The 16,836-nt window shown below is 49.5% G+C and carries 13 protein-coding genes; 5 read left to right on the top strand and 8 right to left on the bottom strand.

Annotated features, from left to right (window positions below; all coding sequences use genetic code 11):
* The first annotated feature begins 203 nt into the window (after positions 1-203).
* Positions 204-974, top strand: a complete 771-nt coding sequence (locus tag NC996_RS07095) for a DUF429 domain-containing protein (RefSeq protein WP_190689691.1) — start codon at positions 204-206, stop codon at positions 972-974.
* Between the two features lie 33 nt (positions 975-1,007).
* Here the strand turns inward: NC996_RS07095 and glgP are convergent, their stop codons facing one another.
* Positions 1,008-3,641, bottom strand: a complete 2,634-nt coding sequence (gene glgP / locus NC996_RS07090; RefSeq protein WP_190689589.1) for an alpha-glucan family phosphorylase — start codon at positions 3,639-3,641, stop codon at positions 1,008-1,010.
* A gap of 644 nt (positions 3,642-4,285) precedes the next feature.
* On the opposite strand from glgP, the gene NC996_RS07085 reads away from it, so the two are divergent.
* Together NC996_RS07085 and NC996_RS07080 are read left to right on the top strand one after the other, a co-directional pair.
* Positions 4,286-4,402 carry a photosystem II reaction center protein I gene (locus tag NC996_RS07085; protein WP_190413836.1) on the top strand — a complete coding sequence of 39 codons (117 nt, stop codon included), beginning with the start codon at positions 4,286-4,288 and terminating at the stop codon, positions 4,400-4,402.
* A gap of 120 nt (positions 4,403-4,522) precedes the next feature.
* Positions 4,523-7,117 carry a DUF3769 domain-containing protein gene (locus tag NC996_RS07080; RefSeq protein WP_190689587.1) on the top strand — a complete coding sequence of 865 codons (2,595 nt, stop codon included), beginning with the start codon at positions 4,523-4,525 and terminating at the stop codon, positions 7,115-7,117.
* A 105-nt stretch (positions 7,118-7,222) separates the two neighbouring features.
* Here the strand turns inward: NC996_RS07080 and NC996_RS07075 are convergent, their stop codons facing one another.
* From NC996_RS07075 to NC996_RS07065, 3 genes are read right to left on the bottom strand one after another with little or no spacing between them, the layout of a single operon-like run.
* The gene (locus NC996_RS07075; protein ID WP_190532652.1) at positions 7,223-7,681 is read right to left on the bottom strand and encodes a ferredoxin; all 459 of its coding nucleotides are present in this window, start codon (positions 7,679-7,681) and stop codon (positions 7,223-7,225) included.
* Entirely contained in the window at positions 7,681-8,067 is a 387-nt protein-coding gene (locus NC996_RS07070) for a DUF1257 domain-containing protein (protein WP_190413833.1), read from the bottom strand. Before NC996_RS07070 ends, NC996_RS07075 begins: the two co-directional genes overlap by 1 nt.
* 46 nt (positions 8,068-8,113) lie before the next feature.
* Positions 8,114-8,323, bottom strand: coding sequence for a DUF2997 domain-containing protein (locus NC996_RS07065; protein ID WP_190413832.1), 210 nt, complete (start codon positions 8,321-8,323; stop codon positions 8,114-8,116).
* 365 nt (positions 8,324-8,688) lie between these two features.
* Here NC996_RS07065 and NC996_RS07060 point away from each other — a divergent pair, with 365 nt between their 5' ends.
* The gene (locus NC996_RS07060) at positions 8,689-9,711 is read left to right on the top strand and encodes a saccharopine dehydrogenase-like oxidoreductase (protein ID WP_190526940.1); all 1,023 of its coding nucleotides are present in this window, start codon (positions 8,689-8,691) and stop codon (positions 9,709-9,711) included.
* 59 nt (positions 9,712-9,770) lie between these two features.
* Here NC996_RS07060 and NC996_RS07055 read toward each other — a convergent pair whose 3' ends face one another.
* The 4 genes from NC996_RS07055 to NC996_RS07040 all read right to left on the bottom strand — a co-directional run bounded on the left by NC996_RS07055 (position 9,771) and on the right by NC996_RS07040 (position 15,104).
* Positions 9,771-10,358, bottom strand: a complete 588-nt coding sequence (locus NC996_RS07055; RefSeq protein ID WP_190689584.1) for a hypothetical protein — start codon at positions 10,356-10,358, stop codon at positions 9,771-9,773.
* 126 nt (positions 10,359-10,484) lie between these two features.
* A complete protein-coding gene (locus NC996_RS07050) occupies positions 10,485-11,711 on the bottom strand; it encodes a type II secretion system F family protein (RefSeq protein WP_190689581.1) in 1,227 nt (408 codons plus the stop codon).
* Positions 11,712-11,898: 187 nt separating this feature from the next.
* Positions 11,899-13,005 carry a type IV pilus twitching motility protein PilT gene (locus tag NC996_RS07045; protein ID WP_190413828.1) on the bottom strand — a complete coding sequence of 369 codons (1,107 nt, stop codon included), beginning with the start codon at positions 13,003-13,005 and terminating at the stop codon, positions 11,899-11,901.
* Positions 13,006-13,112: 107 nt separating this feature from the next.
* Positions 13,113-15,104: a GspE/PulE family protein gene (locus tag NC996_RS07040; RefSeq protein ID WP_190413827.1), complete on the bottom strand. Its 1,992-nt coding sequence runs from the start codon at positions 15,102-15,104 to the stop codon at positions 13,113-13,115.
* Between the two features lie 838 nt (positions 15,105-15,942).
* Here NC996_RS07040 and grpE point away from each other — a divergent pair.
* Positions 15,943-16,722: a nucleotide exchange factor GrpE gene (grpE, locus tag NC996_RS07035; RefSeq protein ID WP_190689578.1), complete on the top strand. Its 780-nt coding sequence runs from the start codon at positions 15,943-15,945 to the stop codon at positions 16,720-16,722.
* Positions 16,723-16,836 lie beyond the last annotated feature (114 nt).

Genomic DNA, 16,836 nt, shown 5'->3' with positions numbered 1-16,836 from the left:
ATTAAAATTATTTTGTAAAGTAAATTCCAAACAGCTAATCTATTGACTTCGAGCCGAATTCAGAAGCTATAAAGCATCGCTTCATTTACCTCATAACTATGTGTTTCTATGCAACAGAATTGAACCATTTTTGAATTTGATTCGCAGATTTGAATAAGATGAGCGGCACGAAGCACCAAGATAGATAATAAAATTTCAGCGTGATAAAATTTTTAGGCATTGATTTGGGATGGCGATCGCAACCCAGTGGATTATGCTGCCTCGCTTGGGAAGATGGGCTGTTGCATCTGCTGGATTTAGATAGACTCGAAACAATAGAAGAAATTCTCAACTGGATTGATACTTGGGCACCCGCAGCAGAACCAGCGATGATTGCCGTCGATGCCCCGACACTGATTCCTAATACCACCGGGACGCGACTATCTGATAAACTTACCCACAAATATTTTGGTCGCTATCACGCGGGTTGCTACCCAGCGAATCTAGGACTCCCCTTCGCCCAACGCACTGTTGGATTTGGACTCAGCCTTGAATCCCGTGGATTTGCTCACGCACCAATTATCAAACCCCAGCAACCGGGACGCTATCAAATCGAAGTATTTCCCCACCCAGCCATCGTAAATTTATTCAGCTTAGAGCGGATTCTTAAATACAAAAAAGGCAAGCTGGCAGAGCGTCAATTAGAACTAATCAAACTCCGCCAGTATATTGTAAATAGCCTACCCAACCTGACACCAAAACTAGATGTCTCTTCTGCCTCTTCCTCTCTGCGTCCTCTGCGTCTTGGCGGTTCGTTTCTCTTAGAAATCCCCAGTACCCTTGCCACCTTTAAAGCCTTAGAAGATAAGCTAGATAGTCTCATCTGTGCCTATGTAGGCGCTCACTGGTGGTACTGGGGATTAGAAAGAAATCTGGTGCTGGGAGATGACACCACCGGATATATTGTCGTCCCCAAGAATCATTTTGAGTTTTAAATTTTGAATTAATAACTCAAAACTCAAAACTATCTAAGCCCAAAGAATCAGCCCCAATTCGTAGGGGCTTGATAGATTGTCGTGTTTTGGCAAAACCCGTAAAGAGAAACCCTGCAAACCACTGGAGGTATAAAGAATATCAACAGTGTAAATACTACATCCTTGTTGATCTTTGCCTTGGTAATCCATCACTACGGGAATGCCGTTGACAATTTCCCCATCGACACCAACTGCACCCTGATAAAGTTCAACTTGAACATCATCGGAGCTGAGTTTCCCCAGATTAACCCGCGCTTTGACGCTAACGGTTTGGTTGACCATAATCCCAGCCGGTTCAGAGACATCAACTTCTTCGATTTTGATGTTGTACCATTGCTCGAAGATTCGTTGCTTCCAGGCGGCTACATCCTTGGCGGGGGCGTAGTTGTCTGCGGTCATCGTAGAGTAGCGATCGCTCGCTGGGAAATATCCCCGCACTGCATACTCCCGCACCATCCGCGACGTATTGAAGAACGGACAATTCAATCGAATCGAATCCTTCATTTTGGCAGTCCACTTGCGGGGAATTCCAGCACCATCCCGGTTATAGAATAGCGGCACGACTTCCTGTTCTAGCAAGTCGTACAAAGCATTCGCTTCCACATCATCTTGATAATTGATGTCTTCATAGTCTTCCCCGTGACCAATGGGCCAGCCAGTGCGGACATAATCTGCCTCATCCCACCAGCCATCCAGCACGCTCAGATTTGGCAAACCATTCATCGCCGCCTTCATTCCACTGGTGCCAGATGCTTCTCGCGGACGTCTGGGAGTGTTCAACCAAACATCACAACCTGCCACCATTAATCGGGCAACATAAGTATCGTAGTCCGGGATAAATACCACGCTGGCATTCATTCCTTCATCCCGCGAGAAATGAATAATATCCCGAATCAGTTCCTTCCCAGGCATATCCTTGGGATGAGCTTTTCCAGCAATGACGAATTGCACCCGCCGATTTGGATCGCCCAACAAGATTTTCTTGATCCGGTCTAGGTTCCGCAAAAACAGAGTTGCCCGCTTATAAGTCGCAAAACGACGGGCAAACCCGATTGTTAGCACCGTTGGATCTAATACTTCCTGCGCTTGGTCAATCTCAGAGGGAGAAGCACCGCGATCGCGCAACTTTCTCACTAGGCGATCGCGCACAAACACCACCAGTTCTGACCGCTGACGCTCGTGATTGCGCCACAACTCCTCATCCGGAATCGACTGCACCCGCTCCCACAACGGATCGTCTACTGGCGCGTCAGACCACTGAGGGCCAAGGTAGCGGTCATACAGCTCCTGCGTTGACTTCGCTACACAAGTGCGGGCGTGGACTCCATTCGTAATCGCGGTAATCGGCACCTCATTGAGTGGAAAATCTTTCCAGAGACTCTGAAACATCTTCCGCGACACCAACCCGTGCAGCTGAGCAACCCCATTGACAAAGCTCGATGTCTTCATCGCCAGTGCTGCCATGCTAAAGGGTGACGCCAAATCCCCAGTGTCCTCCCGTCCTAAGCCGAGAAACTCTTCGTGGGAAAGTCCGTAAATATCGGCATAGTGCCCCACGTAATAAAGAGCCTTATCCGGGGGGAACAAATCGAACCCAGCAGAGACAGGCGTGTGAGTCGTGAAAACTTGACTTGCTTGCGCCACTTGTTTAGCGGCGGCAAAATCCAGTTTCTCTTCCTGCATCAGCATCCGGATGCGTTCCAGAATCAGAAACGCTGAGTGACCTTCATTCAGATGGTAAACAGTGGGTTTGTATCCCAGCGCCTTCAGCATCCGGAAGCCCCCGATGCCCAACATCATCTCCTGGTGAATCCGCATATCCAAGTCACCACCATACAGCTCGTCGGTGATGTCGTGGTCGTAGGGATTGTTCGGCTCAATGTTGGTATCGAGCAGGTATAGGGGCACAGTTCCCACTTGCACGCGCCAGACACGGGCATAGACGGTGCGCCCTGGATACTCTACAGAAATCCGCAGTTCCGAACCGTCAGGATTGCACTCCGGGTGCAACGGCATATTGTAGAAATCGTTAACCGGATAGCGTTCCTGCTGCCAACCATCGGCATTGAGGTACTGGGCAAAATACCCTTCCTGATAGAGTAAGCCGACGGCAACGAGGGGTAAGCCTAAGTCACTGGCTGATTTCAGATGGTCTCCCGCGAGAACGCCCAAGCCACCAGAGTAAATGGGCAGGCAGTCGGTTAGACCAAATTCCGCGCAGAAATAGGCATAACACTCCTGAGTCCTGAGTCCTGAGTCCTGAGGACTGAGCGAGGAAGCAGAAGAATTTTCTTGTTTCTTCTCAGTCCTCTGACCGTTCACCTCATTCCTGTGTTTGCGATACCACGTCCGTTCTTGCAGGTAGTCGTCTAGCTGGCGGCTGGCTCGTTCCATGTGGGCAACAAAGCCTTCATCTTCAGCAACTTCTTGTAGCCGCGCTTGAGAAATAGTTCCCAGCATTAGCACTGGATTGTGACGGCTGGATTCCCACAAATCGCGGTCTAGGCGGCGAAATAACTCTTTAGTTTCAAAGTTCCAATCCCAATGCAGGTTATATGCCAGTTTTCGTAAGGGTTCTAGTCTTGACGGTAAGGCGGGGGAAACGTTAAATGTCCGAATCGGCTGCATTGACAAAGCCTCTAAAGTCTTAATAGAGCTATTGTGTACTCACTTCCGCTACAAGTTGGATGCTCTTTATACTCTTTTTTAGGACTGGAAATGTTGATCCCTTTATCCAGCTAGCTGCCCTTAGCAAGCTGCCGCTTTCAATCCAAAATCCTGGTTTTTCCAGGGAATATTGAGAAAATTTGTTTAGAAAAGCGCTCCTAGCACGGGAGCGATCGCCTAAAAGCGGTGAACATCGCGTCTCTTGCAACGCTGCCCTTGGGCACCATTAGTGGCATTTAGTGGCATTCGCGTGTTTATCCTCCTGGCGTCCAAACACCTTAGCTATCTGGGATCGCACCCTAGCAAGGATTTCAGTATTTCCCAGGTTCTCCAATTTCCTTGATTTTGAGCTAGGGAAAAGTTAAAACCCAGGAACCGGGTGCGATCTCGTGGTATAACAACTAAGCGATCGCTAGGGAAACTTCGCGCTCTGGCAATCGTCAGAGCAGTTTAAGCAGCTCAAACGACGGCTGGACTGACCGCTTGAGGTCAACAATCACTCCAGACTCAAGGCAAAAATGAAGCAATATTTCGGTATTATGAGAAAGTTGTTCTGCCTTTAAGGCAGCAACATTCAGCCTTTCCCGTCTGGAGTAGATATCGGTATGGTGACTCTCAAAATTGTCGTTTATATAGTCGTTGCCTTCTTCAGCCTGCTCTTTGTGTTTGGATTTTTGTCCAGCGATCCTTCCCGTAACCCAAAACGCCGGGATCTGGAATAAACAGCGATCGCTTTATGCCTCAGGCCGATGTCGGGGCAGCAGTCCACTGCGAGGCACCCTACTCAGAGTGCAGTTGAGGATAGGCATTGGTGCTGTCCGCTCAACTCCTGTTGCTAGAAGATGCCCCAACCAGTTCCGCCGCCCCCACCGCCTGCGATTATCAACACGTTGCCGCCAGAGGATGTCACTCCTCTAGCTGTCTCCGCTCAAACAATTGCATCGGATTCCCAGCGAACCCTGCAACCTGAGATCCTTGCTGCCCCGACGCAGCCGGAAACGTTTGCGCCGGAGTCTTCTTCCTCGCTCTCTGTAATTTCTATCCCCACCAGAAAAGCTGCCCCCCTTGGTGCCCCAATTTCAGTGGGTCATCCAATCGTCCGGAATGGGAGTGGTAGGGAAGAAGCATCTGTGCAGACAGACCAGAATGACGACGACCCTGCATTATCAGCACAACGGCTTCGCCCTTACGCATACCCAGACCAGGATTTGCCGAACGTTGCTGAATTTGGTGCTTCGTCGGTAGAAAATCAAGAGTCAGAACCTAGGGAACAGAACACTGAAAGTCAGGCTGCGATCGCAAAAGAACGCGCGGCAACTCCGGTGTTGCAGAAGCAGCTACCGAGTGTCGATCAACAGCCTCCAGAACCGCTAGAATCTCCGGAATCTCCGGAATCTTTGCCGAGTGAAACTCCGATAGAATCGGCTCCTCCAGCGCCCGTGTCGGAGGGTGAGCCTTGGTCTGAAGAAGAATTGGCACCGGCACCGGCACCGGCATCAGCACCCGCACCTCCCACCCCAGAAAATCAACCAGCACCCGCCCCCGCCCCCGGTACGACGCCACCTCCGCCTACGACTTCTGGCGGTACGGGAGGCGTTGTGGAATTAACTTCTGACCAGCAAGAATACGACGTAGATCGACAAGTCGTTACAGCAGAAGGCGATGTTGTTTTGCGCTACCAGGGTGCGGTAGTAGATGCCGATCGGCTACAGGTAAACTTGCCGAATCGCGTTGTAGTGGGCGACGGGAATGTCGCCATGACGCGAGGCGAACAAGTGCTGCGGGGCGATCGCGTTGAGTATTATTTTGCCCAGGATAGCGGTTTCCTCTTAAATGCCAGTGGCGAGATTTACCAGCCTTCAGCAGGGGCAGATTTTTCGAGTCCTTTACCCAATGATGCCAGTGCTGCGGCTGCCTCAGTACGACCGTTAAGCGATCGCATTACCGCCAACCAACCCGTCTCGAATATCACCAGTCCTGGCGGCTACGGACTGGTCGTTGGGGCTAGCCAGAACATCCAAAACCAGCAGCCGTTTCAGGAAGGGGGTGCAATTAACCGGCTGCGCTTTCAAGCCGACCGGGTGGATTTCGACTCTGAAGGAGCTTTTGCTACCAATGTTCGCCTAACCAACGATCCCTTTTCGCCACCAGAACTTGAGGTACGGGCAGATACAGCCAGATTTAGGCGGATTTCGCCCCTGGTAGATGAAATTACCACCACCCGCTCCCGCGTCGTTTTTGACCAGGGTTTTTCGATCCCAATTTTTCAAGATCGCAGAGTGATTGACCGGAGCGAAACCGAACCGGGTCTCGTCACGTTCGGGTATGATGCTGAAGACCGAGGTGGTGTGTTTGCGGAACGAACCTTTCAACTGATTTCTACCAACCGCGTGCGATTGCGCGTCACCCCGCAATATTTTCTTCAAAAAGCGGTTTCTGAGGGGAGCTTCCTCGATCCCTCCGTGTTTGGTCTCAGGACTAGACTAGATGCCACCCTCAGTCCCACCACAACCTTGAGAGGGTCGGCTGTTTTCACCAGTCTAGATCCCGAAGAGATCGCAGACGACCAGCTAAGAGCGAGCCTGCGGCTGCGCCAGATTATCGGCACCCGTCTACCCCATACCTTAAATTTAGAATATAGCTACCGCGATCGCCTGTTCAACGGCTCCCTCGGCTATCAAACGGTCCAGAGTAGTTTAGGCGCAGTTCTGACTTCTCCGGTCATTCCCTTAGGGAATACTGGCATCAACCTCACTTATCAAGCGGGTGCCCAGTTCATCAACGCAGATACAGACCGTTTAGACTTGCTCGAACCAGGGCAAACCAACAATCGCGTCAGTCTCAGTCGCTATCAAGCCAGTGCCTCCCTCAACCGCAACTTTTTACTTTGGCGGGGTAAAGGGTTGCCTGCCACCCCCACTGAAGGACTGCGCTACACACCCGTGCCAGTTGTTCCCTATGTACTATTAACGACGGGCGTCACCGGCGTTTATAGTGGTTACAGTAGTGGGGATAGCCAGGAATCCCTGAGCGGGAGCATTGGGGTGCAAGGACAATTCGGTCATTTCTCCCGACCTTTTTTAGATTACACCGGGTTTAACGTTACCTACTCTCAAGTTGCTCGTGGTGGTATATCACCTTTCTTATTTGACCGCCTCGTGGACACCAACGTCCTTTCCGCGGGCATTACCCAACAGATTTATGGCCCGTTTCGCCTGGGTTTTCAAACCTCGGTCAATTTAAATACTAAGGAGAACATCAGCACCGACTACTTTCTGGAATACAGCCGCCGCACCTACAACATCGTCCTGCGCTACAACCCTGTTTTGGAGCTGGGTTCCATCAGTTTTCGGCTGAATGACTTTAACTGGTTGGGTACTCCGGAACCGTTCCCTGGCTCTGGTGTGCGTCCAGTCGTGCAAGGGGTTTCTCGTTAGAAGCGAGAGTGCAACGCTTTAAATAAAACCCCCAATAGCAGGCATCTGTTGGGGGTTTTATTTATTTAGCCCGTACAGACGGGCATTTTTTATACCAGCGAACCTTTAGTCTATGGGTTTCGGTTGCTTTTTCTTAACCTTCTTTTGCCGCTGCTTCACAGCCGTAATCGCATGGTCAGCAGGGAATCCGATCAATGGAATCACCTGATATTGCCGCTCTTGTTCAAGCTTTTTCAATTCCGTGTAATCAACCCAATGGATACAATCGACCGGACAGGTGTCAATGGCTTCCTGAATGACTTCTTCCGAGTCTCCATCCTGCCGAACTACACGCGATCGCCCATAATCTGGCTCAATATAAAAAGTATTGCGAGCAACATGGGCACAGTGCTTGCAGCCAATACAGGTTATTTCATCAACATAGACGCCTTTTTGCCGCAGGGTGCCACCCAACTCCGGCTCCAAACCCGAACGTTCCGGGGCATCCCGCCAAATACCACCTAACTCTGGCTCCAAGCCAGAACGTTCGGGAGTTGGCTGTTCAGGAGTTGGGTAATCAGACATTAGGCACTCCAGCGCTGCACTACTAGGCGGATTGAACCATCTTCATTCTGTTTTTGCTCGGCAACTTGGAAGCCCTGCATTGCAGATTCTTTGACAACCGTGTGGTAAGCATAACGCTGAGTCACTCGGTTGAGAAACCGCTCTACAGAACCCGTTTGCTGCCAATACTGTAGGTCAGCAACAAGTTCGTATTCCTGACCGTTCCAACGAAAACCGATGTCATAACCATTTTTTTGCTCAATGGCAACATCAGCCGTAAGGGTTTGACCGCGATAGCCGCGCACTGTTTGCGGGCCAGATTTCCAATCTATTCCTAAGTCGGTCAAAGCGGCTTCTAACGAGACAAGATTGCGGATTTGAGTTTTGATGTTGCTAAAGTGTGACATGACGATTTTTTCAAATAAATTAAGTTGGACTCAAAAAAAACTTACCTTACCACTCGCTATAAGTTGCCCCGGCTGTCGCCGTCGCACTCTGATGAATCACTGAGGCAAAAAATTCAGAAGTCGGTTCCTGAGTTAGTACCAGACCCAATTGGGCTTCAATAGCGGCAGTCACTTCGGCACAGGATTTCCCAGTAATTCCGGTGACTTTCTCCTGCACCCGACCATCCGGATAAATGATAAACTCTAGCGTTTCCATGCTCATTGGTTAGGGATTGCTCAAGTTAGGCGGCGGCACGAACCATACTGCTGATGCTGCCGGATAAGACATCTTTCTTAGAACTGACTCGCTGGGATATTAATAAATTAATGTTGCTCAAATGTTGAGCAATTGAGTCACAACGAGTTAAAACGTAACAAAACTTAATTAATTAGGCGAGTCTTACTTTGATTATTTGTCAGTGTCGCTTAACTTTACATCTGCGTCAAGATAGAGAAATTATCCGAAATTGAGCAAAAAAGCCAACAGACTTCTTGAGCGATCGCTCAAGCTCTCAAAAGTGAACGAACCGGCGCGTCCAGGAGCCTGGATAATTAAAGTTTGTTCAATTGCAAGAAGACGCTATGAGTGCAGAGCAAGTCACAGGTTCAATCAACTCCCCAACCCCCATTCGAGTGGGCGTCTTGGGCTTTGGTGGACTGGGGCAGGCTGCCGCCAGAGTGCTTGCGCCAAAACGCGAGATGATCTGGGTTGCAGCTGCTGACCAGAAAGGCTATACCTACGCCGCCCAAGGGTTAGATCCAGATGCCAGCATTGGGATTTACCAAACAAGGGGTTCTCTTGGCTATTTAGAGCCGACAGGCACCCTCAGCAGCCAGAGCATCCAGGACTTAATCGAACGAGCTAAGCCGGTAGATGGATATTTCCTAGCACTGCCCAATCTGCCCAACACCTTTATGGCGTCCGTCGCGCGGCAATTTATTCAATCTGGCTGGCGGGGGGTTCTGGTAGACGCCATGAAGCGTACCAGCGCTGTCGAGCAGCTACTGGATCTGCAAGAGGAACTTCTTGCAGCAGGAATTACTTATCTGACTGGCTGTGGGGCGACGCCTGGATTGTTGACCGCGGCAGCGGCTCTTGCCGCCCAAAGTTATGCCGAAATCCATAGCGTCAAGATTACGTTTGGAGTAGGGATTGCAAATTGGGAAGCCTACCGAGCGACGATTCGGGAAGATATTGCCCATCTACCCGGATACGATGTGGAGCGCGCCAGAGCCATGAGTGATGCCGAAGTGGAAGCATTGCTGGATCAAACCAACGGCATCCTGGCTCTGGAGAATATGGAACACGCTGATGATGTGATGCTAGAGCTAGCTGGAATTTGTCCGCGCGATCGCGTTACGGTCGGCGGCGTCGTCGATACCCGCAATCCCAAAAAACCACTCAGCACGAATGTCCAAGTGACAGGTCGCACCTTTGAAGGCAAGATTTCTACCCATACCTTTACCCTTGGCGATGAAACCAGTATGGCAGCCAATGTCTGCGGCCCTGCCTTCGGCTATCTCAAAGCCGGAGTCGCACTCCATCGTCGAGGCATCTACGGTTTGTTGACCGCCGCCGAAGTCATGCCGCAGTTTGTCAAGTAGTTAACAGGTTGAAAATGGGTACGTTAGCAGGTTGATTACACTTCAACCTGCTTCAACCGTCAAACGTTGGGACTTTCAGGCAAAAAAGATTCCTGTGCCTGTTCCTCAACATCCAACATTGGGGTCTGGATGACAAAGGGGAGACAGGCTCCCATTAAGCCTCGCTTAATTCGTTCTGGCGTCTCTGGAAATACAACAAACAAAGGATATAGCTTGTCAGCGCCCTCGCTGAAAATGTGTTGATGGCGAGGTGGCATCAACCACTCATATTCTTTGTCCAGCCACACTTGGGTCTGCCGCCAGCGACTCAACAAGTCGGAGAAGTCTTCTTGGGGACGGTGGATAAAGACAAAAATCTCCACCCCCATTTTGATTTTCCATTCGGGGTCACACATTAAAATTGCCACATCACAGGGCAAACGAATGGCTTCTCCTCTAGATGTAACAACGCTAGCGCTTTCTGCTTTAGATAAGGCATGGCGAATCCGCACCACCGGCAAAGGAATGGCGATCGCGCTCTCCTCAGACCGGCGCATACTAGGAATCATCTCCAGATAAGGTCGGTGCTGCTTGAGCAATGCGATCGCTCCAGACAGGTTACTGTACTCCGCCAAGCTAGCTTCGTAATAGGATTGCTTAACAAACATATTTTGATTTTAAATTTTCAATCTTAGATTGGAGATTAGGTCATCGTTAAGTACCATAAGCCCTCCATCCCAAATCTCATTCCCAGATAAATCTGGGAATGAGAAAAATCCAAAACCTGAAATTGATTAGCCTAGTTTGTCAAACACAGCAAACATGGGGAGATACATCGAAAGCAAAATCACCGCGACCATCCCCGCTAACACCACCATCATAATGGGTTCGAGAACGCTGGTGAGTGCTTTCACCGCTTGCTCAACCTCATCTTCATAGAAATCTGCCACTTTCATCATCATGGCATCTAACTGACCTGTCTCTTCCCCAATACTAATCATTTGAATTGCCAGGATTGGGAAAACCTGCTCTTTTTGCAAAGCTAAGCTCATCATCCCACCCTGTTGAATGTCTAGCTTGGCTGCTTCCACCGCGTTGGCGATTACTTGGTTCCCCGCCGTATCTCTCACAATATCCATACAAGTAAGAATGGGCACTCCTGAACGAGTCAAGGTTCCAAAAATGCGGCAAAAACGAGCAACACATGATTTCTCATTCAAGTCGCCTAATAGCGGCATTTTTAAGAAAAAACGATCCATCGTTACACGACCAACTGGCGTCTTGTAATACTGTCTGTAAAGAAAAGAGGCAACGATGACAGTAATGATTGGGATGATGATCCTCCAACTTCTGAGGATACCGCTGATCCACAACATGAACAGGGTTAGAGCCGGCAATTCTGTCCCCAAATCTTGGAAAATGCCAGCAAAGATCGGGATCAAAAACACCGTCATACAAATAAAGACAATAATTGCCAAGATTCCCACCGCCACGGGGTATGCCATTGCCCCTTTGACTTGGTTTTGCAGGCGTGCCATATCCTCTAGGACTTTGGCTAATCGGTTGAGTACCTCATCAAGGACACCGCCGACCTCACCGGCTTGCACCATACTGACGTATAGATTATCGAAACACTCCGGATGTTTACGCATCGCATCCGAGAGATTCACACCTTGTTGAACCTCAGAGCTAATTTCCACCAGCGCTTTTTTGAGCTTGGGATTGGTACATTGTTCGGAAAGAACACCTAAGCATCTAACAATCGCCACACCCGCGTTGACCATCGCGGCAAACTGACGAGAAAAGACGGCTTTATCCTTGACTGTAACCTTCGCTAAAGAAGTTTGAATGTCTTTTAGGTTTAATTTGCTCAGGTCAAAGGTTTGGGTTTCTTTGATATTTGCAACAGAAACCCATTTTTCGCGCAGGGCGTCGCGGGCACTGCCAAGGGAGTCGGCGACAATTTTGTCTTTCTTGGCGGCTCCTTTAGAGTCCCGAACATCAGCAATATAGGTAGGCATACCTCACCTCTAAGTGAAAGAAGAATGGCTTTTAAAAAGAAAATTTTTGTAATGGGAAGGTGTCTTCCGGGGAGGTTTTTGACAATTTCTGCTGAGGGCTGCCAGGTAGTCCAGACCGAAACATATTCGGTCTGGACTACCTGGCATCATACAAGCTTAGTGCAATAGGTTTTACACCGCCTCGAACCTACCGAGCGCCAGCTTTTGCCCCTGTCGCTGGCGATGTCCCCAGGATACGCTGTAATTCTTCAGGTTTAGATGATTTGCCCATCGCCGCCTCAAAGGAGATGGCACCAGCTTTGACATAGCCAGCTAGAGCCTGTTCCATCGTCTGCATTCCCAATTTTGCTCCAGTCTGGATAGCAGAGTAAATTTGAGCAGATTTTCCTTCTCGAATCAAGTTAGCGATCGCTGGTGTTACCAGCATGATTTCCTGCGCCATTACCCGACCATATTCACCGGGTTTCGGATTATGTTTGGGCACTAAGCATTGGCTGAAGACTGCCAATAACGAACCAGACAACTGAGCGCGGATTTGGGGCTGTTGCTCTGGAGGAAATACGTCCAAGATCCGGTCGATAGTACCTGCTGCTGAGCTGGTGTGCAGGGTGCCGAACACCAAGTGACCTGTTTCAGCCGCTGATACCGCCAGACCAATGGTTTCTAGGTCGCGCATTTCCCCTACCAGGATAATATCGGGGTCTTCCCGGAGCGCGGCTCTCAGCGCATTCGCAAAGCTCTTAGTATCTTCGCCTTTTTGACGCTGGTGAAACAAGCTCTTGATGTTCGGGTAAACATATTCAATCGGGTCTTCCACCGTTAGAATGTGTTCTGCCCGCGTCCGGTTGATCAAGTCGAGCATCGCAGCAAGGGTGGTGGTTTTCCCAGAACCCGTTTGCCCCGTCACCAACACCATTCCTCTCGGTCTGTGAGTCAATTCCCGCACGACGTCTGGGAGACCCAACTGATCGAAGTTCGGAATTTTAGAAGACAACGCTCTTAAGCACGCCGCATAGTAGCCCCGCTCTTTGTACACATTGACACGGAAGCGAGCCAATCCCTTAACCCCATAAGAGCAGTCAAGTTCCCAGTTTTGCTCTAATTCCTTACGCTGCGTGTTGTTCAGCATACTGAAGATGAGTTTCTGACACTCCTGGGGAGGAAGCGGTTCGTCCCCAATGGGGTTGAGTTTCCCACTAATGCGAAAGTAAACCGGCGCTCCTGCCTGGATGTGCATATCTGAGCCGCCCATTTCAATGAGTTGCTCCATCAAGTCTTCAATCATTAATTCCATGAGGCTGTCTCCTGGGGTGATTCTTGATTTCTCAGTTGCTAATTTTCCGTGACTAAGGACGTAGCTTGGGTGATTGCCATTCGCCATTAGCGATTGACGATTGAAATTTATTCGGAAAAGCGAGGCGTCATGCAATAAGGACAATCTAGCCACTCTGGCTTTAACTCAGCAGTGCAAGTGACACATTCTAGACCGCTCTTCCGCTTGGCTTTGAGTTCTGCCTCAAGACCAGAATCTGTAAATGTCACCCGTTCTACTTCTTCCAGAGTGGTATAACCTTGGCGTACCAGGTCTAAGCTGTAGGCCAGCAATGTCTTCATCCCTTCTTCCACGGCTGCTTCTTTAATGCGCTCGGTGGGGGCACCTTGGCTGATTAAATTTTGCAAGCGTTCGGTCACGCGCATAACTTCATAAACACCCACACGTCCCTTATAGCCAATGCCATTACATTTTTGGCACAGAGCATTTCTGCTTTTGGCTTCCTTCGCTTCATCGGGTTGTAAAGTATTGGCTTTGTAGAAGGTAATATCCCCGTCTCCAGAAGCTGATAAACCAAATCGACCGAGTTCTTGTGAAGTGGGTGAATAGGAAAGGCGACACTCGCTACAAACACGCCGCATCAAGCGTTGCGCCAGAACGCCTATCAGCGAACCCGATACCATGAATGGCTCGATGCCCATTTCGTCTAAGCGGGCGATCGCACCGGCGGCATCGTTGGTGTGCAGGGTTGTCAGTACCAAGTGTCCGGTTAGTGCTGCTTCAATTGCGGTTTTCGCCGTTTCTTTGTCCCGCGTTTCACCCACCAGAATTACATCCGGATCTTGGCGCATGAAGGCTCTTAAGATCGAGGAAAAATCCATTCCCTTCTCTCGAATTACCTGTACCTGAGTAATCCCAGGCAAGGCATACTCAATCGGGTCTTCTGCGGTACTGATATTAATTCCCGGATCGTTCCGTTCTGCCAGAACTGAGTACAAGGTGGTAGATTTACCAGACCCAGTTGGCCCGGTTACTAAAATCAAGCCGAAGGGACGGCTTGCCATTTCTCTGACAATTTCTAGCGATTCTGAATCGGAAATTAACTTATCCAAACCTAGCTGGGTGGAAGAGTTATCGAGAATTCGCAAGACCACCTTTTCGCCGTAGCGGCTGGGTAAGGTATTCACCCGAAAGTCAACCTTACGCCCTTCAAACACCCGCCGGATACGACCATCCTGGGGCATCCGTCGCTCGGCAATGTCTAGCTCAGCCATGATTTTGAAGCGAGCTGTGACGGCTGGGATGATTTTTTTCGGGAACGGCTCGAAGGCTTGTTGTAGCACCCCATCTTTCCGGAAGCGAATGCGTAAGAATTCTTCTTGGGGTTCAATGTGAATGTCTGAAACCTGCTCTTGCAGACCCTTGAGGAGGATTCTGTTAACCAAGTTAATAACGGGAGCGCCCTGAGCATCCTCTACATTCAGGTCATCTTCAATTTCAGGAGGCGCATCGCCTAAGTCGTTCAAATTATCCAGAACGTCTGAGACATCCACAGATTTTTGGATTCGCGCTACTTCCTCTTTCCTAGTTTGCTCATCCTTGTATTGGTTAATTAGATTCAAACAGTCTTCCAGAGTGATCACCATTCGCTGCAAGGCGATGCCCTGGGGTCGCAAGATGCGGTTGAGATCGTCCTGAGCCGCTAAATTATCTGGATCGACCATTGCCACCAGTACCGAGGGGGGCTGGGTGTCATTTTTCGTTAAGGGTACTAGTTTATAGCGGCTACAGATATCGATCGGAATCAGGGTTTCAATCAAAGACCCAATCTGAGAAGTGGGAATTTGGCTGATTTCCGGATCTAGAGATTCAACTCCGTAAAGAATTTTGAGTTCAAAAAGCTGTTGTTTTTTATACTGACGTAGCAAATCTGGGGGAAGCGATCGCCCAGTAATCGTTTCTAGAACCTCGGTTAAGGGTCTACCAGACTTGCGGCTTTCTACCATAGCCTGCCGCATTTGGTCGGTGTCAACATAGCCTGCCTGAATCAGCTGGTTGCCGAAGGGCGAAAACTCATTGCGGACAGCAAGGGCGCGATTTCGTGGTGAGGATTGAGTCATAGATCCGTGAGAATACCTCTTTACAAATTGTTCCCAAAACCATGAAGCAAAATTGCTATCGTCAGCCAAAAACTAAATTTTTACGGTCTAGATCGCAACTTAGGCTTGCGCCCCCGCAGTATCACCAGACCGTTTCATCATTTATGCTGAGCCGTTGCGGCGATTTTAAAGGCAAAATTGACGCGATAAGCCAATTTGCTCCTGACTAGCCGCAAGCAGTAATATCCGTACAACGATGCTGTAAGTTTTAAGATTTAAGACCTGCCGGAGCCTTGGAAGACTCGGACACGACTTGGTTAATGACAAGGAGCGTGTAAAGCTGAACGTGGTAGGGAACATTCACGATAATAGCCTTAACCAAGTCTTAGGCGTAGGATTGTCTTAATTTATTTTGCGATTCATACATAGTCTACTGTCTAGATTCTGATGTCTGGCACGCCCACTCGCTCAATGGCTATCCTGAAATTCGTGAAGATGACGTTACAATCGGAAAGTAGGCAATTGCTTCTATAAAGAAAATTCTGTGCAAATGCCAGCAGATGGCATAGCTTGGCACAATGTAGGGTTAAGGTAGGGTTGGCGTGTTGATACGGTTTTCCCACCCAAGCCTTGTCAGAAAGTCAAGCCAAAAGCTTTAAAGAGTATTGGCAGGATGCCTGGGCACACTATGATTCTAGAAAGGGGAAAGTTTTGTGGCAATGCGCCGGTTCTCTCCATCCCTAACTCAGGGAGTGGTGAGACACCAACCTGATACAGAAGGGGAGGTGGTAGTGGCGACATCGACAGGACTACCCATTAAAATGAGCGCGAGCAGTCTCTTAGCTGGGATGATAGCCCAATGAACGAGGAAGAAAATCAGCAAGACAATACTTCACCTCCAATGGTTGATAACCAGGCGGTGGCACAGGAAATGGGGAATGAACCATTATCTGAAACGGGAACCTTGAATGGAGAACCATTAGGGGAGGCGTCAGTGTATGGCACAAGCCAAACATCTGATGCGGTATCAGATGCCAGTGCAACCTCCGGAGCCAGCGGAGACGAAAGTAACGCAGAAGCAGCTAGCAACGCAGCGGCTGTAGAAGCATTGACGCGGGAAGTGGAGGCTTTAAAAGCGCAAGTGGAAGAGCGCACGCAACAGTGTGACTCTTTCAAAACTCAGTACATGAGGATAGCCGCAGATTTTGAAAATTTCCGCAAGCGGACTCTCAAAGAGAAGGAAGACTCGGAGGTGCAGATCAAGTGCACCACCATTACTGAGTTACTGCCCGTAGTGGATAATTTTGAGCGGGCGCGATCGCAGATCAAGCCGCAAACTGATGGAGAATGGAGCATCCACAAAAGCTACCAAAGTGTCTACAAACAGCTGGCAGACGCTCTCAAGCGCATCGGAGTATCTCCCATGCGTCCGGAGGGTCAAGATTTCGATCCCAATCTCCACGAAGCCGTGATGCGGGAGCCAACGAATGAATATCCAGAAGGAGCCGTGATCGAACAGCTGGTGCGTGGCTATTTCTTGGGCGATCGCGTCTTGCGCCATGCCCTAGTCAAAGTTGCTGCTGGTATGGAGCCCGTGGTAACCTCAGAGGAAGGTCATCCGCTTTCTGGCGAAAGTTAATGGAGTTTGATGCACTGCATCGACGGTTGAAGGCGTCAGAAATTACAATCAAATTGATGGAAATCTGGTGCCGGGTCCGAACCATTTCGGACAAGCAATTCGACGGCTACTTAA

Source organism: Trichocoleus sp. ST-U2 (assembly GCF_039961875.1).
GTDB lineage: Bacteria > Cyanobacteriota > Cyanobacteriia > Cyanobacteriales > FACHB-T130 > FACHB-T130.
The sequence above is the reverse complement of the archived record's forward strand: the minus strand, read 5'-3'. Positions and strand labels throughout refer to the sequence as shown.